Below are 18,197 nucleotides of genomic sequence, written 5' to 3' on the forward strand. Positions count from 1 at the left end.
CCGATGCTCCCTTACGCTTTCGCGAACAGTGCGGCGAGGCTGTCGCGCAGTTCGGGATCGGCCAGTATGACCACCTCGTCGCCGGCCTGAAGTTCGGTGTCGCCGCGCACCGCCACCAGGCCGGTGGCGCGGACGACGATGCTGACCCAGATGTCGCCGACCCGGTCACTGAGCTCCTCGACCGTGCAACCCTGAGCCGCCGAGCCGGAGGCAACGCTGAACCGGTGAACCCCGTGCGGTTCGTCGGCGAGCCGCACACCTATCTCCCACGGCTGCGTCTGCACGGTACGCATGGGCAAGCGCAACAGCTTCGCGGCACCGGGCACCAAGCTGCCCTGCACCAACACCGAGAAGATGACAACGACGACCACGATGCCGTACAGGCGTTCGGCGTCGGCGATGTGCGCGGCCCGCAGCAGCTCGCCCAGCAGGATCGGCACGGCTCCTTTGAGGCCGGCGAAGAGGATGAAGGCGCGCTCGTTCCGCTTCAGTTGCACCCGAACCAGGCAGGCACCGGCAGCCAGCGGTCGTATTGCCGCGCTCAGGGCCACGCCGAGGACGAGGCCGGGAATCCACACCTCCGGATGGGTGAGCACGCGCAGGTCGACCGTCAGCCCTAGAACGGCGAAGGCGACGATCTCGGCCAGCCCGGACAAGGCGGCGTGGAAACGCTTGATCTCCGGCTTGTACGGTGCGCGGGCGTCGCCGATCACGATGCCGGCGACGAACACCGCCAGGAATCCCGAACCGTGTGCGAGCGTGGCGATGCCGTACAGCATCAGGCAGCACGCCAGGGTTCGCGCAGCGTACAGACCCTCGCTGGGTAGGGCGACGCGGCGCATGAACATCAGCAGGGCGCGGCCCCCGATCAACCCGACGGCCAGCCCTATCCCCATCTGCAGGGCGAATTGGGTTCCGACGCTGACGAATCCGGCCACGCTGAGACCGCCGGCGGCGATCAAGCCGGCCATCAGGGAGATGCCGACCGGGTCGTTCATCCCGGACTCACCCTCCAAGATGGTGCTGCTGCGACCGGCGATCTCGCGTTTGCCCAGCACGGAGAAGACGACGGCGGGATCGGTGGGAGCCACCGCGGTGGCCACCAGCACCGCGAGGTACCAGTCGATCCCGCACGCATAGTGCAGCAGCAGCGCCGCGCCGGCGGCGACGAAGCCGGTTCCCAGCACGCCGACGGACAGGATGGGCACCGCCGCGGCACGGAAGCGTTTGACGCCGATGTGCATGCCGCCGTCGAACAACACCAACACCAGGGCGACGGTGATGATCCGCTCCACCGTCCGCTCGGACGGCGACTGGATCGCGGGCACGGCGTGCACCGCGGCGGCGGCACCGACCAGCACCAGCACCGCGACCGGCACCTTGACCTTCTCGGTGAGGCGATTCGCCAGTACCGCAGCCAGTCCGACAGCACTCGAGAGCAGAACGATCAGCGCGTAGCGGAGGGTCTCGTTCACGGGTGCTGACCGTCCGCCGGCCGCCGGGTCAGCAGCGCTACGCACTCCACATGGTGGGTCAGCGGGAACGCGTCGAACACCCGGATCTGCTCCACGGCGTAACCATGGCCTCGGTACAGGCCGATATCACGGGCGAAAGATGCTGCCTCACAACCGATATGGACTATTCGCGGCACTTCGGCGGCGGCCAGTTGGTCGATCACCTCGCGTCCGGCCCCCGACCGGGGCGGGTCCAGCACCGCCACCTCGGCGCCGCCGCGCTGCGCGGACAGCACCCGTCGTACCGAATCGGTGACAACGTCGACCTGCGGGAGATCGGCCAGGGCCGCCCGCGCCGCACCCGACGACCCCCGTGAGGTGTCGACGGTGAGCACCCGGCCCGTCTCGCCCACCGCGTCGGCGAGCACCGCCGCGAATACACCCGCACCTCCGTACAGGTCCCAGGCGGTCGCGCCCGAGGCGGGTTGCGCCCACTCGGCCAGCAACGCGCTGTACACCCGCGCGGCGTCGCGGTGCGCCTGCCAGAACGCTGTCACCGGAATGCGCCAGTGGCGCGATCCGACCCGCTGCACAGCGTGATAGTCGCCCTCGACGACCTTGGCGACGTGCCGTTTGCCTTGCTTGGACGTGCTGACCACATGCCGCTCACCGGTGTCGTCTACGGCCACCTGCAGCTGCAACCCCGCCGGCCAGCGCACGGTGTCGAGCCCGTCGAGCATCCCGTTCGGCAGCTGCCCGCACCGCAGGTCGGTCACCAGGTCGCCGCTGTGGTAGCGGTGGAATCCGGGCCGGCCGTCGGCGCCGACCTCGAGGCGCACCCGGGTGCGCCACCCCGTCGGCCCCGCATCCGAGAGCGGCTCCGCCTGCCCGGACCAGATGTGACCGCCGAGCCGTTCGAGTTGGTTTGCCACCACCGCCGACTTGACCGCTCGGACCGCCGACGGCCGCGCGAACGCCAGGTCACAGCATCCCGCGCCGTGCACTCCGGCGATCGGGCACAGCGATTCGATACGGTCCGCCGACGGCTCGATCACCTCGAGAACGTCTGCGTGCCAATAGGATCCGCGGTCGGCGGTGACCCGGGCGCGCACCCGCTCCCCCGGTAGCGCGTAGCGGACGAAGACCACCCGCCCGTCGTGATGCGCAATGCAGCTGCCGCCATTGGCCGGTGCCCCGGTGACCAAAGTCACTTCCCCGCAAGCTGATTCGGGTTTCAATCGAAAATGCCCCGCCGCGCGTCGCCGGGTGCCGCGTGCGGCCGCAGCGCCTTGACCCGCTCCGACGAAGTCAGCTGCCAGGGCACCGACGTCACCATCACCCCCGGCATGAACAGCAATCGGCCCTTGAGCCGCAGCGCGCTCTGATTGTGCAGCAACTGCTCCCACCAACGGCCCACCACATACTCCGGGATGAACACCGTCACCACCGTGCGAGGTGACTCCTTGCTCACCCGCTTTACGTAGTCGAGGATCGGACGGGTGATTTCGCGGTAGGGCGAAGCAATCACCTTCAGCGGGACGCTGATGTCGCTTTCCTCCCACTCGCGCTTGAGTTCCCGCGTCTCGCCGTCGTCGACGCTGACGGTGAGCGCCTCGAGCACGTCGGGCCGGGTCGCTCGCGCGTAAGCGATCGCCCGCAACGTCGGTAGGTGCAGTTTGGACACCAGCACCAGCGCGTGGTTGCGGCTGGGCAGCACGATCTCGTTGCCGTGCGCGGCGGCCCGCTCGGCCAATTCCCGGCTGACGCCGTCGTAGTGCCGCCGGATCGCCTTCATCAACACGAACAGCAGGCCCATTGCGACGAGGGCGATCCAGGCCCCGGCCAGAAACTTCGTCACCATCACCACCAGCAGCACCGCGCCGGTGGCGATGAAGCCGATGGTGTTGACGATCCGCGACCGCATCATGCGTCGGCGCGCCGCCGGGTCGGACTCGGTGCGCAGCAGCCTGGTCCAGTGCCGCACCATGCCGATCTGGCTCAGCGTGAAGGAAATGAAGACCCCGACGATGTAGAGCTGAATCAGCGCGCTCAACTCGGCACGGAAGGCGACTATCGCCAGCAGGGCCGCCGCGGAGAGGAACACGATGCCGTTGGAGAAGGCCAGCCGGTCGCCGCGGGTGTGCAGCTGGCGAGGTAGATAGCTGTGCTGGGCCAGCACCGAACCCAGTACCGGAAAGCCGTTGAACGCGGTGTTGGCCGCCAGCACCAGGATGAGTGCGGTGACTGCGGTGATCAGCACGAACCCGAGGTGGAAGCTGCCGAACACCGTTTGGGCCAGCTGAGCCACCAGGGTCTTCTGGAAGTAGCCCGCCTCCCGGGCACCGGCGAGCTGCACCAGCGGGTCGCTGACCAGCTGCACCCCGATCTTCTTGGCCAGCACGATGATTCCCATCAGCAGGGCCACCGCTATCGTGCCCAGCATCAGCAAGGTGGTGGCCGCGTTCTTGGACTTGGGCTTCTCGAAGGCGGGGACACCGTTGCTGATCGCCTCGACACCGGTCAGCGCCGCACAACCGGACGAAAACGCCCGGGCCATCAGGAATACCAGCGCGAACCCGACGATCTTGCCGTGTTCGGAGTGCATCTGGAAGCCCGCCGACTCCGCGCGCAGCGGATTTCCCAGCACGAAGATCCGGAACAGTCCCCAACCCAGCATGCCGGCCATACCGATGATGAAGGCGTAGGTCGGGATGGCGAACGCCACCCCGGACTCGCGCACGCCGCGCAGGTTCATCGCCGTCACCAGCAGGATGGCCGCTACACAGAACGACACCTTGTGATGGGCCACGAGCGGGACCGCCGAGCCGATGTTCGACATCGCCGAGGCCGTCGAAACCGCCACGGTGAGAACGTAATCCACCATCAGGGCACTGGCCACCGTGAGGCCCGCGTTGGCACCGAGGTTGGTGGTGACCACCTCGTAGTCGCCACCACCGGACGGGTAGGCATGCACGTTCTGCCGGTAACTGGCGACCACCACCAGCATGACCGCGGCCACCGCCAGCCCGATCCACGGCGACATCGAGTAGGCCGCCAAGCCGCCGACCGAGAGCATCAGAAAGATCTCTTCCGGTGCATAGGCCACCGAGGACAACGCATCGGAGGCGAACACCGGCAGCGCGATGCGCTTCGGGAGCAGCGTGTGGCTCAGCCGGTCGCTGCGAATCTTCTCGCCGATGAGCAATCGGCGTGCAGCGGTTGAAAGTTTGGACACGAGAGCCAAGAGTAAGCCCACGTGGCGTTGCCGGTAGCGTTTGCTTGCGACGCGCAGGACCCGACCGAAAGGACGTCCAATTGCGGGTGGTTGTGATGGGGTGCGGCCGGGTCGGTTCCTCGGTGGCCGATGGGCTGTCGCGGATCGGCCATGACGTCGCGGTGATCGACCGGGACAGTTCCGCTTTCAACCGGCTCAGTCCCGAGTTCGCCGGGGACCGGGTGCTCGGTCAGGGGTTCGACCGGGATGTGCTGTTGCGAGCCGGCATCGAAGAGGCCGACGCCTTCGCCGCGGTGTCCTCGGGCGACAACTCCAACATCATCTCGGCCCGGCTGGCCCGCGAAACCTTCGGCGTGCGGCGCGTCGTGGCCCGCATCTACGACGCCAAGCGCGCCGAGGTCTACGAGCGCCTGGGGATCCCCACGATCGCCACCGTGCCGTGGACCACCGATCGACTGCTCAACGCCTTGACGCAGGAAACCGAGACCGCCAAGTGGCGAGATCCGACCGGTACCGTCGCCGTCGCTCAGGTGGTCCTGCACGAGGATTGGGTCGGGTACCGCGCCACCGATCTCGAGCAGGCCACCGGAGCGCGGATCGCGTTTCTGATCCGGTTCGGAACCGGCATCCTGCCGGAACCCAAGACGGTCCTGCAGAACGGCGATCAGGTCTATGTCGCCGCGATATCCGGCCGCGTCGCCGAAGCCCTGGCCATCGCGGCGCTGCCGCCCAGCGAGGACATCGACAAATGAAAGTCGCTATAGCGGGGGCCGGCGCCGTCGGCCGCTCGGTGGCCCGCGAACTCGTGGCGAACTCCCATGACGTGACGTTGATCGAGCGCAACCCCGATCATCTCGACACCGACGCCATCCCGGCCGCGCACTGGCTGCTGGGCGACGCCTGCGAATTGAGCCTGCTCGAGCAGATGCACCTCGAGGAGTTCGACGTCGTCGTCGCGGCCACCGGTGACGACAAGGTCAACGTCGTGCTCAGCCTGCTCGCCAAGACCGAGTTCGCGGTGCCGCGGGTGGTGGCCCGGGTCAACGACCCGCGCAACGAATGGCTGTTCACCGATGCCTGGGGAGTCGACGTGGCGGTGTCCACGCCGCGCATGCTGGCCTCGCTTATCGAGGAAGCGGTCGCCGTCGGCGATCTGGTCCGGCTGATGGAATTCCGCAAGGGCCAAGCCAATCTGGTCGAGATCACGCTGCCCGACGACACCCCGTGGGGCGGCAAACCGGTACGCAAGCTGCAACTGCCCCGCGATGTCTCGCTGGTGACGATTCTGCGTGGACCGCGGGTCATCGTGCCCGACGGCGACGAACCGCTCGAAGGCGGCGACGAGTTGCTCTTCGTCGCGGTCACCGAGGCCGAAGAAGACCTGCGCTCGCTGCTGCTGCCGCCGACCGCGGATTAATCGAGGACGGCCTCGTCGTCGGCGCCGATCGCCTCGTGGTCGGCAGCGCTGGCCCCGGCACCGGTGGCGCGCATGACGGCCTTGATCGCGGCGTAGGTCACCAGCGCCGCCAGCCCAGTCAGCGGCCAGCCCATCGCGATCCGGGCCGCGCCCAACAGGCCGGTCCTGCCCAGCTCGTACAGGTGGCCCTGGACTGCGAACCGCGCCGCGAACACCAGGGCCCAGCACAAAGTCGCGAGATCGAATGCGTACACCGCCCGCGGCACCTGACGCCAACTGTTGTCCCGCCCGCCGGCCCAGCTCCACAGGTAGCCCACCAGCGGCCGGCGCACCACGATCGAGACTCCGAAGACGACCGCCCACAGCAGCGATGTCCAGATGCCGAGCAGGAAATAGCCCTTGGACTGTCCGACCAGGTAGGCGATCAATGCGCAGACGGCGACGCCGAAGAAGCCCGACACCGCCGGCTGCACGGATTGCCGGCGCACCAGTCGCCACACCATGACCACGGCGGCAGTCCCCAGCGCGGCGCCGATCGCGGGCATCAGACCGGCGGCGCTGGACACGATGACGAACATCGCCACCGGCAGCGAAGAGTAGATCAGGCCGCTGACGCCACCCGCCTGCGCCAGCAGCCGCTCGCCCCGGTTAGCGCTCACCAGAGTCCGGTGCGGGCCCGATAGACCGCCCGCTCACCGCTGAATTTCGTAGTGCGGGTTGTAGATGGCTTTGGTGCCGTTCTCCAGCTTGCCCAGGCGTCCGCGCACGCGCAGCGTGCGACCCGAGTCGATGCCGGGGATGCGCCGTTGGCCCAGCCACACCAGCGTCACGGTGTCACTACCGTCGAACAGTTCGGCGCGGACTCCACCGGAACACCCTTTGCCGTTAGTCTCGACGCTGCGCAGCGTGCCCACCATGGTGACCTCCTGGCCGCGCTCGCAGTCGATGGCGCGCTGCGCACCGGTATTGAGGACCTCGTCGGAGAGTTCTTCGACGTCGCGTTGCTCCGGGTCTTCCGTCAACCGACGGGTGAGCCGGCGTAGATACCCTTGGGCCCCCATGGCCACTCCTGACAAACTCGACGTCGTTGTGAACGCTCGATAGCTAACCGCATTCCATCACTGCAACGGTCACCGTAGACCTGTTGGTTCCCATCCGCCACATCGGCGAAACCACCGATATTCGAGCGCTTCGAGCTACCGGGCAGTATGAGGAGGTGGCTGTCGATTTACGCGGTGTCACCACCGTGTTGTTACCGGGGACCGGGTCCGACGATAACTACGTCTACCGGGCATTTTCGGGTCCGTTAGAGGATTTCGGTGCGGTGTTGATCACACCTGCGCCAAACCCCGGCCGATTGATCGAGGGCTACCGCGCGGCACTGGACGACGCGGCGCGCCACGGCCCGGTTGTCGTCGGCGGCGTCTCGATCGGTGCGGCCGTCGCCGCTACCTGGGCACTGGCTCATCCCGACCGCACGATCGCGGTGCTGGCCGCGCTGCCGCCCTGGCTCGGCGACCCCACCGCGGCGCCGGCCGCGCACGCCGCGCGCTACACCGCGTCACAACTGCGCCGCGACGGGCTCGAGGCGACGACGGCGCAGATGCGGGCATCGAGCCCGTCCTGGCTGGCCGACGAGCTCGCCCGGTCGTGGCGGGCGCAATGGCCCAAACTGCCCGAGGCGATGGAAGAGGCGGCGTCGTACGCAGCGCCGCGACTCGCCGAGCTGAGCCGGCTGCTCCCGCCGCTGGGTGTGGTGGCCGCGGTGGACGATCCGATTCACCCGCTGCAGGTGGCCGTCGACTGGGTGACCGCTGCACCGCAGGCGGCGCTGCGCACGGTGACCCTGGTGGATATGGGCGCCGATACGGCCGCCTTGGGAGCGGCCTGCCTGGCCGCGCTCAGCGAGGCGGCTAGCCGCCGGTAATGGTGCTGCGCAACTGCTGCATGGCCGAGCCGTCGGCGCTGCGACGGGCCACCGGCTCGTTCGCCGGTTGCGGCGCGTCGCCTTGCGCGGCCGCCTGTTCGGCGGCCTGCTGCGCGGCCGCCGCCTCCCGCAGTTGCTCGACCATCGGCTCGGGCAGCTGCACCGCCAACGGCGTGCGCACCGGCAGCGGGGTGTCCCCGCGGCGAACCACGGTGTCCGCCAACGCTTCCCGCGCCTCTTGGGTCAGCGCGTCGATGGTTTCGTGCGGCCCGTTGACCACGCACCTGATCATCCAGCGGTAGCCGTCCACCCCGATGAAGCGAACCACTCCGGAGGCGGTGCCGATCACTTCCCGACCCCACGGGCCGTCCTTGATCGAGACTTTGGCCGAATCCTTGCGCAGCGATTCGGCGAGCTCGCCCGCCACTTCGCGCCACAGCCCGGGGCTCTTGGGCGCCGCGTAGGCCGCGATGGTGAACCGACCGTTGGGTGTCACCACCCAGACGGCGCTGGGCACCCCCGTCTCGGTCAGCTCGACCTGCACCTGCCCCGCGGAGGGCATCGGGATCAGCACCGAGCCCAGGTCCAGCCGGGCCAACTCGGCCACGGCGGGATCGTCGAAGTCCTCAATGTCGAACGGGCCCTCGAGTTCCCCGCCGCCGTCGTCGTCACCGTCCGGCGGCGCCGGCGGGTCGACGGGCGTGTCCGGGTGTTCGTCCGCAGCGCTGTCGTCCTTGCGTGTGCGTCTACCGAATGCCGGCATCAGCGCCACCCCTTTTCCTCGCCTCGGTCCGCATCCCCGGTCTCACAAACTCGCGTGTCCACCGGAGGACCCATGACCGCCTTCGCCGCGGGATGTCTCGGCCAGCCCGGCCTCGTCGAACGACGAGACCTCGACCAGGTCCACCAACTCGACGCGTTGCACCAACAGCTGCGCGATGCGGTCGCCACGGTGCACCACGATCGGCGTGGCGGGGTCCAGGTTGATCAGCGCGACCTTGATTTCGCCACGATAGCCCGCATCGATGGTTCCCGGGCTGTTGACAATGGAAAGTCCGACCCGGGACGCCAATCCCGAGCGGGGATGCACCAATCCGACCATGCCGAACGGGATGGCGACGGCTACGCCGGTACCGACCAGGGCCCGGTGCCCGGGTGCCAGTTCCAGATCCTCGGAGCTGAATAGATCCACCCCGGCGTCGCCTTCGTGCGCGCGGCTGGGCAGGGGCAGCCCCGGATCGAGACGGACGATGGCCAGACTGGTCGACACGGGGGCACAGATTACCCTTGACCGCGTGTCCGATACGCGCGACATCGCGCAGCACAGCTTGCGGTATCGCGAGCGGCTGTGGGTGCCCTGGTGGTGGTGGCCATTGGGTTTCGGATTGGCGGCGCTGATCGCGGCCGAAGTCAACGTGGGAGTGCGGGCGCTGCCGGACTGGTTGCCCTACGGCGTTCTGTTCGCGGTCGCGGCCGGGGTGCTGCTGTGGCTCGGGCGGGTGGAGATCCGGGTCAGCGACGGCGCCGACGGGGTCGAACTGTGGGCGGGCGAGGCACATCTGCCGGTCAGCGTGGTCTGCCGGTCCGCCGAGATAGTCCGTTCCGCGAAATCGGCGGCGCTGGGCCGGCAACTGGATCCGGCAGCCTTCGTGGTGCATCGGGCCTGGGTGGGCCCGATGGTGCTGCTGGTCCTCGACGATCCGGACGACCCGACGCCGTACTGGTTGGTGAGTTGCCGTCACCCGCAGCGGGTGTTGTCGGCGCTCAGAAGCTGACTGCCGCCGTCAGGCCGCACAGTCGGTACAGATCATCAGGCCGTTCTTCTCGCTGGCCAGGCGGCTGCGGTGCTGCACCAGGAAGCAACTCGAGCAGGTGAACTCGTCAGCCTGCTTGGGAATCACCCGCACGGACAGCTCTTCACCGGACAGATCCGCGCCGGGCAGTTCGAAAGACTCGGCGGATTCGGATTCGTCGACGTCCACCACCGCCGAGGCGGCCTCGTTCCGTCGTGCTTTGAGCTCCTCCAGTGAGTCTTCCGAGACGTCGTCGGTCTCGGTACGCCGTGGAGCGTCGTAGTCGGTAGGCATCCTCTTCCCCGTCCTATCCCCTCAAAGCATCATTACCCGCAAAAGATCAAGCAACGCTTTGTACCAGCGTCGAACGCCTGCACCAAATGATTCGTGCCCGTATTGCCGGCGAATCGGGTGTGATTTGTGTCACATGGGGGTGTTTGCCCGCTGTACGCGGCCTCAAACGGCGCTGTCACGGTGCGATTAGAGTGCACCTGTGGTTGCACACATCACCGAGGGTACCGCCTTCGACAAGCACGGTCGGCCGTTCCGGCGCCGCAACCCCCGCCCCGCGATCATCGTGGTGATCTTCCTGATCGTGGTCACCGGCGTGGTGTGGACGGTGGCGCTGACCCGCCCGGCCGACGTCCGCGAGGTCGCCGTGTGCAACCCACCGCCGGAGCCTGTCGGCACCGCGCCCCCCGCCAAGCTGGGTGAGCCGGTGTCACGATCGGACATGATCGACGTGGCGCCCGCCAAACTCAGCGACACCAAAGTCCGCGTCCTCAACGCCAGCGGCCGCGGCGGCCAGGCCGGCGACGTCGCGGGGGCGCTGCAGGATCTGGGCTTCGCGCAGCCGACCGCCAGCAACGACCCGATCTACGCCGGTACCCGCCTGACCTGCCAGGGCCAGATCCGGTTCGGCACCGCCGGGCAGGCCACTGCGGCCGCGTTGTGGCTGGTCGCGCCGTGCACCGAACTGTTCCGCGATAACCGCGGCGACGACTCCGTCGACCTCGCCCTGGGCACCGACTTCAATTCGCTGGCACACAACGACGACATCGACGCCGTGCTGGCCACCCTGCGGCCCGGCGCCACCGAACCGGCCGATCACACACTGCTGGCGAAGATCCACTCCACCAGCTGCTGACCGCGTCAATCAGGTCAATCCAGCGGCTCCAGCCCGCCGGCGTCATCGAGGGCCGCCAGCAAGGCGTCGCCGATGCCGGGTGCGGCCGCCACCACGAGTCCGGCGCCGCGGACATCGGGCCCCGGTAAGACCACCCGGGCGCCGGCCTCGGCGGCGATCAGCGCACCCGCGGCCTGATCCCACACCTGTAAACCGTGCTCGTAGAACGCGTCCAGCTGACCCGCCGCGACCATGCACAAGTCCAGCGCGGCCGACCCGATGCGCCGCACGTCGCGGACCACCGGCAGCAGCTGGGCCAGCAGCGCCGCCTGCCGGCGGCGGCGCGCCGGCAAATACCCGAAACCGGTGCCCAACAACGCCATTGACAGATCGTCGACGTCGGTACAGCGCAGCCGTTGCGTCCCGTGCTGGTCGGTGACGTGCGCCCCGCACCCAACCGCCGCCGAATACACCCGCCCCGCAACGACATCGGCCACCGCGCCCGCGACCGACGCGCCGTCGACCTGCGCGCCGACCGACACCGAGTAGGCGGGTAGCCCGTAGACGAAGTTCACGGTGCCGTCGATCGGATCGAGCACCCAGGTGACCGCTGCGGCCCCGGCCGGCGCACCGCCGGTGTCCTGGAGCGGGCCACCGCCCTCCTCGCCCAGGATCGGATCGCCGGGCCGAAGCTGACCCAACCGGTCGCGGAGCAGGTTTTCGGTGTCGGTGTCGACCACGGTGACCGGATCGGTGGGCGTGGTCTTGGCGCGGACGGCGTCGACCTCGGAGGTGGATCCGGCTCGAGTGGCATCGCCGAACACCTCGACCCGCCGGCGGCGCACGAACGCCGCCGCCTCGGCCGCGAGCTGTTCGGCCACCGCCCGCAACTTCGCGGGCTCGTTATCCAGTGGGGTCACCGGTCTATCGCATCACAAGTGCTGACTTCCCAACGGGCCCATCCCGCCTCACCACCGCACCCCCGCAAGGTCGCTATGGTGGGCGCACCACCAAGTCTCATCGAGGAGATCGCGATGACCAGCAGCGTCCCGGGGCCCGATCCGTCGGACACACCGACCGGTCACCCGCCGCAGCGCCGAGGATTCGGCATCGACGTCGGCGGCAGCGGCATCAAGGGCGCGATCGTCGACCTGGAAACCGGACAGATGATCGGCGACCGGATCAAACTGCTCACCCCCCAGCCGGCCACGCCCGCGGCCGTCGCCAAGACCATCGCCGAGGTCGTCAACGGTTTCGGTTGGACGGGCCCGCTGGGCGTGACCTATCCCGGGGTGGTCACGCACGGAATCGTGCAGACGGCGGCCAACGTCGACAAAGCCTGGATCGGGACCAACGCCCGCGACATCATCAGCACCGCACTCAACGGCCAGGAAGTCACCATCCTCAACGACGCCGACGCGGCCGGGCTGGCCGAAGAGCGTTACGGCGCGGGCCGGGGCCACGAGGGTCTGGTCGTGCTGCTCACCTTCGGAACCGGCATCGGTTCGGCAGTGATACACAACGGAAAGCTGATCCCCAACACCGAGTTCGGCCACCTCGAGGTCGGCGGCAAGGAGGCCGAACACCGGGCCGCGTCGTCGGTCAAGGAAAAGAACGGGTGGAGCTACGAGAAGTGGGCCAAGCAGGTGACCAAGGTGCTGGTCGCCATCGAGAATGCGATCTGGCCCGACCTGTTCATCGCCGGCGGCGGGATCAGCCGCAAGGCCGACAAGTGGGTACATCTGCTCGAGAACCGCACCCCGGTGGTGCCCGCCACCCTGCAGAACGCCGCCGGAATCGTGGGGGCGGCAATGGCGTCGACCCAAGACGTGACGCACTGAATTTTCGCCGCTCGACCGGTACGCGTGGGCGGTGAAGTTACAATGGTCGTCGGCGGCCGCCCAAACCGATAGCGCGCGATACTCACGCTGATATCAAACGCCGACATTCGACATAACAGACACTTTCGGTCAACCATGCCCAGACCCACCGGAAGTGCGTCCAACCGAAGGGGTGTATGTGGCAGCGACGAAGGTAACTCCGGCGACCGATGAGCCGGTGAAGCGCACCGCCACGAAGTCTCCAGCCAAGCGCACGGCGGCCAAGGCCGCCCACGGCACCGCCCCTGCGAAGCGGGCAACGAAGACCGCCGAGACCGAGCACGACGAGGCGCCCGGCGAGGCTCCGAAGAAGACCCGCGCCAAGGCGGCCAAGGCCCCCTCGTCGCGCGCGGCAAAGCCGGCAGACGACGCCTCGGTCGGCGGCGACGTCGCTCTGGACGCAGCCGTGGAGATCGACACCGACATCGACGTCGAGCCCGGCGAGGATCTCGAAATCGATGCTGCCGATCTTGCCCTCGACGACCTCGAGGAAGACGTGGCCGTCGACGCCGACCTCGAGACAGGTGACGTCGAGGACGGCGAGGTGACCCCGTCCGGGGTGGCCGACGAGGCTGCCGCCGAGGACGAAGAGGAAATCACCGAGCCCACCGAGAAGGACAAGGCGTCCGGGGACTTCGTCTGGGACGAAGACGAGTCCGAGGCCCTGCGACAAGCGCGTAAGGACGCCGAGCTCACCGCGTCGGCCGACTCGGTTCGCGCCTACCTGAAGCAGATCGGCAAGGTGGCGCTGCTCAACGCCGAGGAAGAGGTTGAGCTGGCCAAGCGGATTGAGGCCGGCCTGTACGCCACCCAGCTGATGGTGGAGCTGAGCGATCGTGGCGAGAAGCTGCCCGCCGCGCAGCGCCGCGACATGATGTGGATCTGCCGCGACGGTGACCGCGCGAAAAACCATCTGCTGGAAGCCAACCTGCGGCTGGTGGTGTCGCTGGCCAAGCGCTACACCGGCCGTGGCATGGCGTTCCTGGACCTCATTCAGGAAGGCAACCTGGGCCTGATCCGCGCGGTGGAGAAGTTCGACTACACCAAGGGCTACAAGTTCTCCACCTACGCCACCTGGTGGATTCGCCAGGCCATCACCCGGGCCATGGCCGACCAGGCCCGCACCATCCGCATCCCGGTGCACATGGTCGAGGTGATCAACAAGCTGGGCCGGATCCAGCGCGAGCTGCTGCAGGACCTGGGCCGCGAGCCGACTCCCGAAGAGTTGGCCAAGGAAATGGACATCACCCCGGAGAAGGTGCTGGAGATCCAGCAATACGCCCGGGAACCCATCTCGCTGGACCAGACCATCGGCGACGAGGGCGACAGCCAGCTGGGCGATTTCATCGAGGACAGCGAAGCTGTTGTCGCCGTCGATGCCGTTTCCTTCACCCTGCTGCAAGATCAGCTGCAGTCGGTGCTGGACACGCTCTCGGAGCGCGAAGCCGGCGTGGTGCGGCTGCGTTTCGGGCTTACCGACGGTCAGCCCCGCACGCTGGACGAGATCGGTCAGGTGTACGGGGTCACCCGGGAGCGCATCCGCCAGATCGAGTCCAAGACGATGTCGAAGCTGCGTCACCCGAGCCGTTCGCAGGTGCTGAGGGACTACCTGGACTAGGGGCGACTCCCGGCCGCCGCATCGATACTGTGGCCCCTGCCAGGCGCCCGCCAGCACGTCTTGCCGGCTCAGACACGAGATGCTCTGCGCCGCATCGGAAGTGCTCTTGTCTAGGTTGGCGCGACGGTGGCCTACGTCTGCACGGGCGGGAACGAACCGTCAGCGGCCGGCGGATAGGCCACCGCTTCGACCACCGCACTCACCGGCAGCGCGCCGTACAGATGCGGAAACAGCATCGACTCGGGGTCGCCCGGCACCCCCGGCTCCCACCGCACCGGTGCGACCAACGCCGCGGCATCGATGTACAGCAGCACCATGTCCCGGCGACCCGCGTAGAGGCGGTTCGCCGGCAGGTGCACCTGCTGAGGCGTCGACAGATGCACGAAGGTCTCCGCACCCGAACCGGGGGCTTCGGGACTGATCGAGCCGGCGCGGCGGGCGTCGGCCCACTCCTGCTCAGAGCACAACCGCACCAACATTTCCGGGGTTTGTAACACGAGGATTACCCTGCCCCAAATTTGGGCAAATATTCGTGAGAAACGACACACCCAATAACGGTCGGGGAACAAGGCAAAAACTCCGAACGTCTGACAGAGTGAATTTATCGCCAGAACGGAGGAGCCATGAACGCAACTCTGACCAGTCCCGAGCTCACTCGCGCGGACCGCTGCGACCGCTGCGGTGCCGCCGCTCGGGTCCGCGCCAAGCTGCCTTCGGGTGCTGAGCTCCTCTTCTGCCAGCACCACGCCAACAAGCACGAAGCGAAGTTGGCGGAGCTGGCGGCCGTCCTGGAGGTCAGCGGCCAGTAATTGCCGCCGAACTCGCCCGGGGCCAATGCAGCGTGGCGGGTCTTCGTGAGTAATGCTGGACGGGATGACCGTCGCGCAAGCTCCTAAGCCTTCCCGCCATCACGTTTGGCACCTCAGCAAAAGGACTCTGTCCAAAGCCTGGGACGACTCGATTTTCTCCGAGTCAGCCGAAGCGGGTTTTTGGACCTGCCTTTCCACGCCACCGCTGCTGCTGGGGATACTGGGGACGCTGGCGTGGGTGGCTCCGCTGTTCGGTGCGGACACGTTGTCGTCCATCACCAAGAGCATTCTGTCGACGGCCCGAAACTTCTTCTCCCCCAACGTGGTCAACGAGATCATCGAGCCTACGATCCGGGACATCACCGCCACCGCCGGCGGCGAGGTGGCATCCCTGGGCTTCCTGATCTCGCTGTGGGCGGGGTCATCGGCGATCTCCTCGTTCGTGGACGCCATCGTTGACGCTCACGACCAGACGCCGTTGCGCCATCCGGTCCGGCAGCGGTTCTTCGCGCTGTTCCTGTACATCATGATGCTGATTTTCGTGGTGGCGACCGCACCGGTGGCGGTGGTCGGACCCCGCAAGGTCAGCGAACACATCCCGATCGGCCTGCAGAACCTGCTGCACTACGGCTACTACCCGGCGCTGATTCTCGGCCTGATGGCCGGGGTGACCGTCCTGTACCGGGTGGCGCTGCCGGTCCCGCTGCCGACGCATCGGCTGATACCGGGCACAGTGCTGGCCACTGTGGTGTTCCTGGTGGCCACCCTTGGCCTGCGGCTCTACCTGAGATGGATCGGCAGCACCGGTTACACCTACGGCGCGCTCGCCACACCGATCGCGTTCCTGTTGTTCGCCTTCTTCGGTGGCTTCTCGATCATGATCGGCGCCGAACTCAACGCCGCCATCCAGGAGGAATGGCCGGCGCCTGCGACGCACGCACACCGTCTCCGCAAATGGTTGGTCGGCCGGACCGCGGCCCTGTCCGGCAGGGAGGATCCGGCGCCTCCGACCCCGAAAGCGAGTCCAGATCCCGCGCCCGCGCAGCCGAAGACGTGATCAGCCCTTCTTGAGCCGGTCGTAGATCTGTTTGCAGTCGGGGCAGACCGGCGAGCCCGGCTTGGCGGCCTTGGTCACCGGAAAAACCTCTCCGCACAACGCGACAACGTGATTGCCCATCACCGCGCTCTCGGCGATCTTGTCCTTCTTGACGTAGTGGAAGTATTTCGGAGTGTCGCTGCCGGTCCCGTCATCGGCGCGTTCATCGGCGTCGGTGCGCTCAATCGTCTGGGTCTCCATGCCTAACATTGTGCATCCTGACCTGCCGCCTGACACCGGGGAACCACAACATGCTCAGGTGTGCAACAGTGGAGGGATGAAGCGCGGCCCGCAGCTGGGTTTCGACGAAGAGGGCAAACCAGTACTGATCACTGCTGCTGCCACCTCCTACGAGGAGCAGCATCGGGCGCGGGTGCGTAAATACCTGACTTTGATGGCATTCCGGATCCCCGCACTGCTGCTGGCCGCGTTCGCTTACGGCGCCTGGCACAACGGGCTCATCTGCATGTTGATCGTGGCGGCCTCCATACCGTTGCCGTGGATGGCGGTGCTGATCGCCAACGACCGCCCGCCGCGCAGCGCCGAAGAACCGCGACGCTTCGACGACGGTCGGGGGCGGACGCCGTTGTTCCCGACCGCGGAGCGGCCGGCGCTCGAGCCGCGACGCCCGGCGCAGGCGGAATGGCAGACGATCGACCCGGACAGTTCCGACTAACCGGTCCACTCGCCTCACTTCTCAGCACATTCTCAGGTCACCTCTGTATTTCTGCACGTCACAGCGTGTGAGATCGCAACCTCGTGGGAACTCTGCGACCGGGCTTCTCGTTAACCACTTACAAGTCAAGCCAACCGGGAGGGCGCAATGGCCGATGCCACAAAGAGGGCGACCACAAGCCGCATTGACGGCGATCTGGATGCTCAGAGCCCAGCAGCTGACCTCGTTCGCGTATATCTGAACGGCATCGGCAAGACGGCGTTGCTCAACGCCGCTGACGAAGTCGAACTGGCCAAGCGCATCGAGGCCGGCCTTTACGCCGAGCATCTGCTGGAAACCCGAAAGCGCCTCGGCGAGAATCGGAAACGCGACCTGGCCGCGGTGGTGCGCGATGGTGAGGCCGCACGCCGTCATCTGCTGGAAGCGAACCTGCGCCTGGTGGTTTCGCTGGCCAAGCGCTACACCGGCCGCGGCATGCCGCTGCTGGATCTCATCCAGGAAGGCAACCTGGGTCTGATCCGCGCGATGGAAAAGTTCGACTACACAAAGGGTTTCAAGTTCTCCACGTACGCGACCTGGTGGATCCGTCAGGCCATCACCCGGGGCATGGCCGACCAGAGCCGCACCATTCGGCTGCCGGTGCATCTGGTGGAGCAGGTCAACAAGCTGGCCCGGATCAAGCGTGAGATGCACCAGAACCTGGGGCGCGAGGCCACCGACGAGGAGCTCGCCACCGAGTCCGGGATTCCGGTCGAGAAGATCAACGATCTGCTCGAGCACAGTCGCGACCCGGTCAGCCTGGACATGCCGGTCGGCTCCGAAGAGGAGGCCCCGCTCGGTGATTTCATCGAGGACGCCGAGGCTATGTCGGCGGAGAACGCGGTCATCGCCGAGTTGCTGCACACCGACATCCGCAGCGTGCTGGCCACTCTCGACGAGCGTGAGCACCAGGTGATCCGCCTGCGCTTCGGCCTGGACGACGGCCAGCCGCGCACCCTGGATCAGATCGGAAAGCTGTTCGGACTGTCCCGGGAACGGGTGCGGCAGATCGAGCGCGATGTCATGTGCAAGTTGCGCCACGGCGAGCGGGCTGATCGGTTGCGGTCCTACGCCAGCTGAGGCCAATGTCGGAGCAGCCGATGTAGTTTGGCAAGCTTTATCGGAGA

General features: G+C 67.4%; 22 protein-coding genes. 11 read left to right on the plus strand and 11 right to left on the minus strand.

Features of this window, described 5'->3' with window-relative positions:
• Window positions 1–11: 11 nt before the first annotated feature.
• Genes L6444_RS18195 through L6444_RS18205 form a run of 3 tightly spaced genes read right to left on the minus strand, consistent with a single transcriptional unit; the run spans window position 12 to window position 4,689 of the window.
• Window positions 12–1,475 (minus strand): cation:proton antiporter domain-containing protein, encoded by a 1,464-nt coding sequence (locus L6444_RS18195; RefSeq protein ID WP_236976377.1) that lies wholly within the window; start codon window positions 1,473–1,475, stop codon window positions 12–14.
• The gene (locus L6444_RS18200) at window positions 1,472–2,692 is read right to left on the minus strand and encodes a class I SAM-dependent RNA methyltransferase (protein WP_236976378.1); all 1,221 of its coding nucleotides are present in this window, start codon (window positions 2,690–2,692) and stop codon (window positions 1,472–1,474) included. Before L6444_RS18200 ends, L6444_RS18195 begins: the two co-directional genes overlap by 4 nt.
• Window positions 2,689–4,689, minus strand: coding sequence for an APC family permease (locus tag L6444_RS18205; protein WP_236976379.1), 2,001 nt, complete (start codon window positions 4,687–4,689; stop codon window positions 2,689–2,691). Before L6444_RS18205 ends, L6444_RS18200 begins: the two co-directional genes overlap by 4 nt.
• 80 nt (window positions 4,690–4,769) lie before the next feature.
• Between L6444_RS18205 and L6444_RS18210 the strand changes: the two genes are divergently transcribed.
• Window positions 4,770–5,441 (plus strand): potassium channel family protein, encoded by a 672-nt coding sequence (locus tag L6444_RS18210; RefSeq protein WP_236976380.1) that lies wholly within the window; start codon window positions 4,770–4,772, stop codon window positions 5,439–5,441.
• A complete protein-coding gene (locus L6444_RS18215) occupies window positions 5,438–6,106 on the plus strand; it encodes a potassium channel family protein (protein WP_236976381.1) in 669 nt (222 codons plus the stop codon). The genes L6444_RS18210 and L6444_RS18215 overlap by 4 nt, the downstream gene beginning before the upstream one ends.
• Here the strand turns inward: L6444_RS18215 and L6444_RS18220 are convergent.
• Window positions 6,103–6,765, minus strand: coding sequence for a DUF3159 domain-containing protein (locus tag L6444_RS18220; RefSeq protein ID WP_236976383.1), 663 nt, complete (start codon window positions 6,763–6,765; stop codon window positions 6,103–6,105). The two genes, L6444_RS18215 and L6444_RS18220, sit on opposite strands and share 4 nt — an antisense overlap.
• A gap of 33 nt (window positions 6,766–6,798) precedes the next feature.
• Window positions 6,799–7,167: an OB-fold nucleic acid binding domain-containing protein gene (locus L6444_RS18225; protein ID WP_236976385.1), complete on the minus strand. Its 369-nt coding sequence runs from the start codon at window positions 7,165–7,167 to the stop codon at window positions 6,799–6,801.
• Window positions 7,168–7,322: 155 nt separating this feature from the next.
• Here L6444_RS18225 and L6444_RS18230 point away from each other — a divergent pair, with 155 nt between their 5' ends.
• Window positions 7,323–8,033 (plus strand): alpha/beta fold hydrolase, encoded by a 711-nt coding sequence (locus L6444_RS18230; RefSeq protein WP_236976386.1) that lies wholly within the window; start codon window positions 7,323–7,325, stop codon window positions 8,031–8,033.
• Here L6444_RS18230 and L6444_RS18235 read toward each other — a convergent pair.
• Window positions 8,020–8,796 carry a DUF3710 domain-containing protein gene (locus L6444_RS18235; protein WP_236976387.1) on the minus strand — a complete coding sequence of 259 codons (777 nt, stop codon included), beginning with the start codon at window positions 8,794–8,796 and terminating at the stop codon, window positions 8,020–8,022. The genes L6444_RS18230 and L6444_RS18235 overlap by 14 nt on opposite strands.
• A 42-nt stretch (window positions 8,797–8,838) precedes the next feature.
• Window positions 8,839–9,303: a dUTP diphosphatase gene (gene dut, locus L6444_RS18240; RefSeq protein WP_236976388.1), complete on the minus strand. Its 465-nt coding sequence runs from the start codon at window positions 9,301–9,303 to the stop codon at window positions 8,839–8,841.
• Between the two features lie 25 nt (window positions 9,304–9,328).
• Between dut and L6444_RS18245 the strand changes: the two genes are divergently transcribed.
• Complete coding sequence (locus tag L6444_RS18245; RefSeq protein WP_236976389.1) at window positions 9,329–9,808, plus strand: DUF3093 domain-containing protein; 480 nt, start codon at window positions 9,329–9,331, stop codon at window positions 9,806–9,808.
• 9 nt (window positions 9,809–9,817) lie between these two features.
• On the opposite strand, the gene L6444_RS18250 is transcribed toward L6444_RS18245, so the two are convergent.
• The gene (locus L6444_RS18250; protein ID WP_236976390.1) at window positions 9,818–10,120 is read right to left on the minus strand and encodes a DUF4193 domain-containing protein; all 303 of its coding nucleotides are present in this window, start codon (window positions 10,118–10,120) and stop codon (window positions 9,818–9,820) included.
• A 199-nt stretch (window positions 10,121–10,319) separates the two neighbouring features.
• On the opposite strand from L6444_RS18250, the gene cei reads away from it, so the two are divergent.
• Window positions 10,320–10,973 (plus strand): envelope integrity protein Cei, encoded by a 654-nt coding sequence (gene cei, locus L6444_RS18255; RefSeq protein WP_236976391.1) that lies wholly within the window; start codon window positions 10,320–10,322, stop codon window positions 10,971–10,973.
• Between the two features lie 14 nt (window positions 10,974–10,987).
• Here cei and L6444_RS18260 read toward each other — a convergent pair whose 3' ends face one another.
• On the minus strand, window positions 10,988–11,872 hold the full coding sequence (locus L6444_RS18260; RefSeq protein ID WP_236976392.1) for an inositol monophosphatase family protein: 885 nt from the start codon (window positions 11,870–11,872) through the stop codon (window positions 10,988–10,990).
• A 114-nt stretch (window positions 11,873–11,986) separates the two neighbouring features.
• On the opposite strand from L6444_RS18260, the gene ppgK reads away from it, so the two are divergent.
• Window positions 11,987–12,793: a polyphosphate--glucose phosphotransferase gene (ppgK, locus tag L6444_RS18265; protein WP_236976393.1), complete on the plus strand. Its 807-nt coding sequence runs from the start codon at window positions 11,987–11,989 to the stop codon at window positions 12,791–12,793.
• 172 nt (window positions 12,794–12,965) lie between these two features.
• On the plus strand, window positions 12,966–14,450 hold the full coding sequence (locus L6444_RS18270; protein WP_370653166.1) for an RNA polymerase sigma factor: 1,485 nt from the start codon (window positions 12,966–12,968) through the stop codon (window positions 14,448–14,450).
• 131 nt (window positions 14,451–14,581) lie between these two features.
• Here L6444_RS18270 and L6444_RS18275 read toward each other — a convergent pair whose 3' ends face one another.
• Window positions 14,582–14,929 (minus strand): DUF952 domain-containing protein, encoded by a 348-nt coding sequence (locus L6444_RS18275; RefSeq protein ID WP_236976395.1) that lies wholly within the window; start codon window positions 14,927–14,929, stop codon window positions 14,582–14,584.
• Window positions 14,930–15,073: 144 nt separating this feature from the next.
• On the opposite strand from L6444_RS18275, the gene L6444_RS18280 reads away from it, so the two are divergent.
• Both L6444_RS18280 and L6444_RS18285 read left to right on the plus strand, forming a co-directional pair.
• A complete protein-coding gene (locus tag L6444_RS18280; RefSeq protein WP_055578419.1) occupies window positions 15,074–15,259 on the plus strand; it encodes a DUF7455 domain-containing protein in 186 nt (61 codons plus the stop codon).
• A gap of 64 nt (window positions 15,260–15,323) precedes the next feature.
• Entirely contained in the window at window positions 15,324–16,316 is a 993-nt protein-coding gene (locus L6444_RS18285) for a YihY/virulence factor BrkB family protein (protein WP_236976396.1), read from the plus strand.
• Here L6444_RS18285 and L6444_RS18290 read toward each other — a convergent pair whose 3' ends face one another.
• The gene (locus L6444_RS18290) at window positions 16,317–16,556 is read right to left on the minus strand and encodes a DUF3039 domain-containing protein (RefSeq protein WP_180918064.1); all 240 of its coding nucleotides are present in this window, start codon (window positions 16,554–16,556) and stop codon (window positions 16,317–16,319) included.
• A 76-nt stretch (window positions 16,557–16,632) separates the two neighbouring features.
• On the opposite strand from L6444_RS18290, the gene L6444_RS18295 reads away from it, so the two are divergent.
• Entirely contained in the window at window positions 16,633–17,031 is a 399-nt protein-coding gene (locus tag L6444_RS18295; RefSeq protein WP_370653112.1) for a DUF3099 domain-containing protein, read from the plus strand.
• 147 nt (window positions 17,032–17,178) lie between these two features.
• Window positions 17,179–18,150 carry a sigma-70 family RNA polymerase sigma factor SigB gene (sigB, locus tag L6444_RS18300; protein WP_236976400.1) on the plus strand — a complete coding sequence of 324 codons (972 nt, stop codon included), beginning with the start codon at window positions 17,179–17,181 and terminating at the stop codon, window positions 18,148–18,150.
• The last annotated feature ends 47 nt before the right edge of the window (window positions 18,151–18,197 follow it).

It is taken from the genome of Mycobacterium kiyosense, from assembly GCA_021654635.1.
Lineage (GTDB): Bacteria > Actinomycetota > Actinomycetes > Mycobacteriales > Mycobacteriaceae > Mycobacterium > Mycobacterium kiyosense.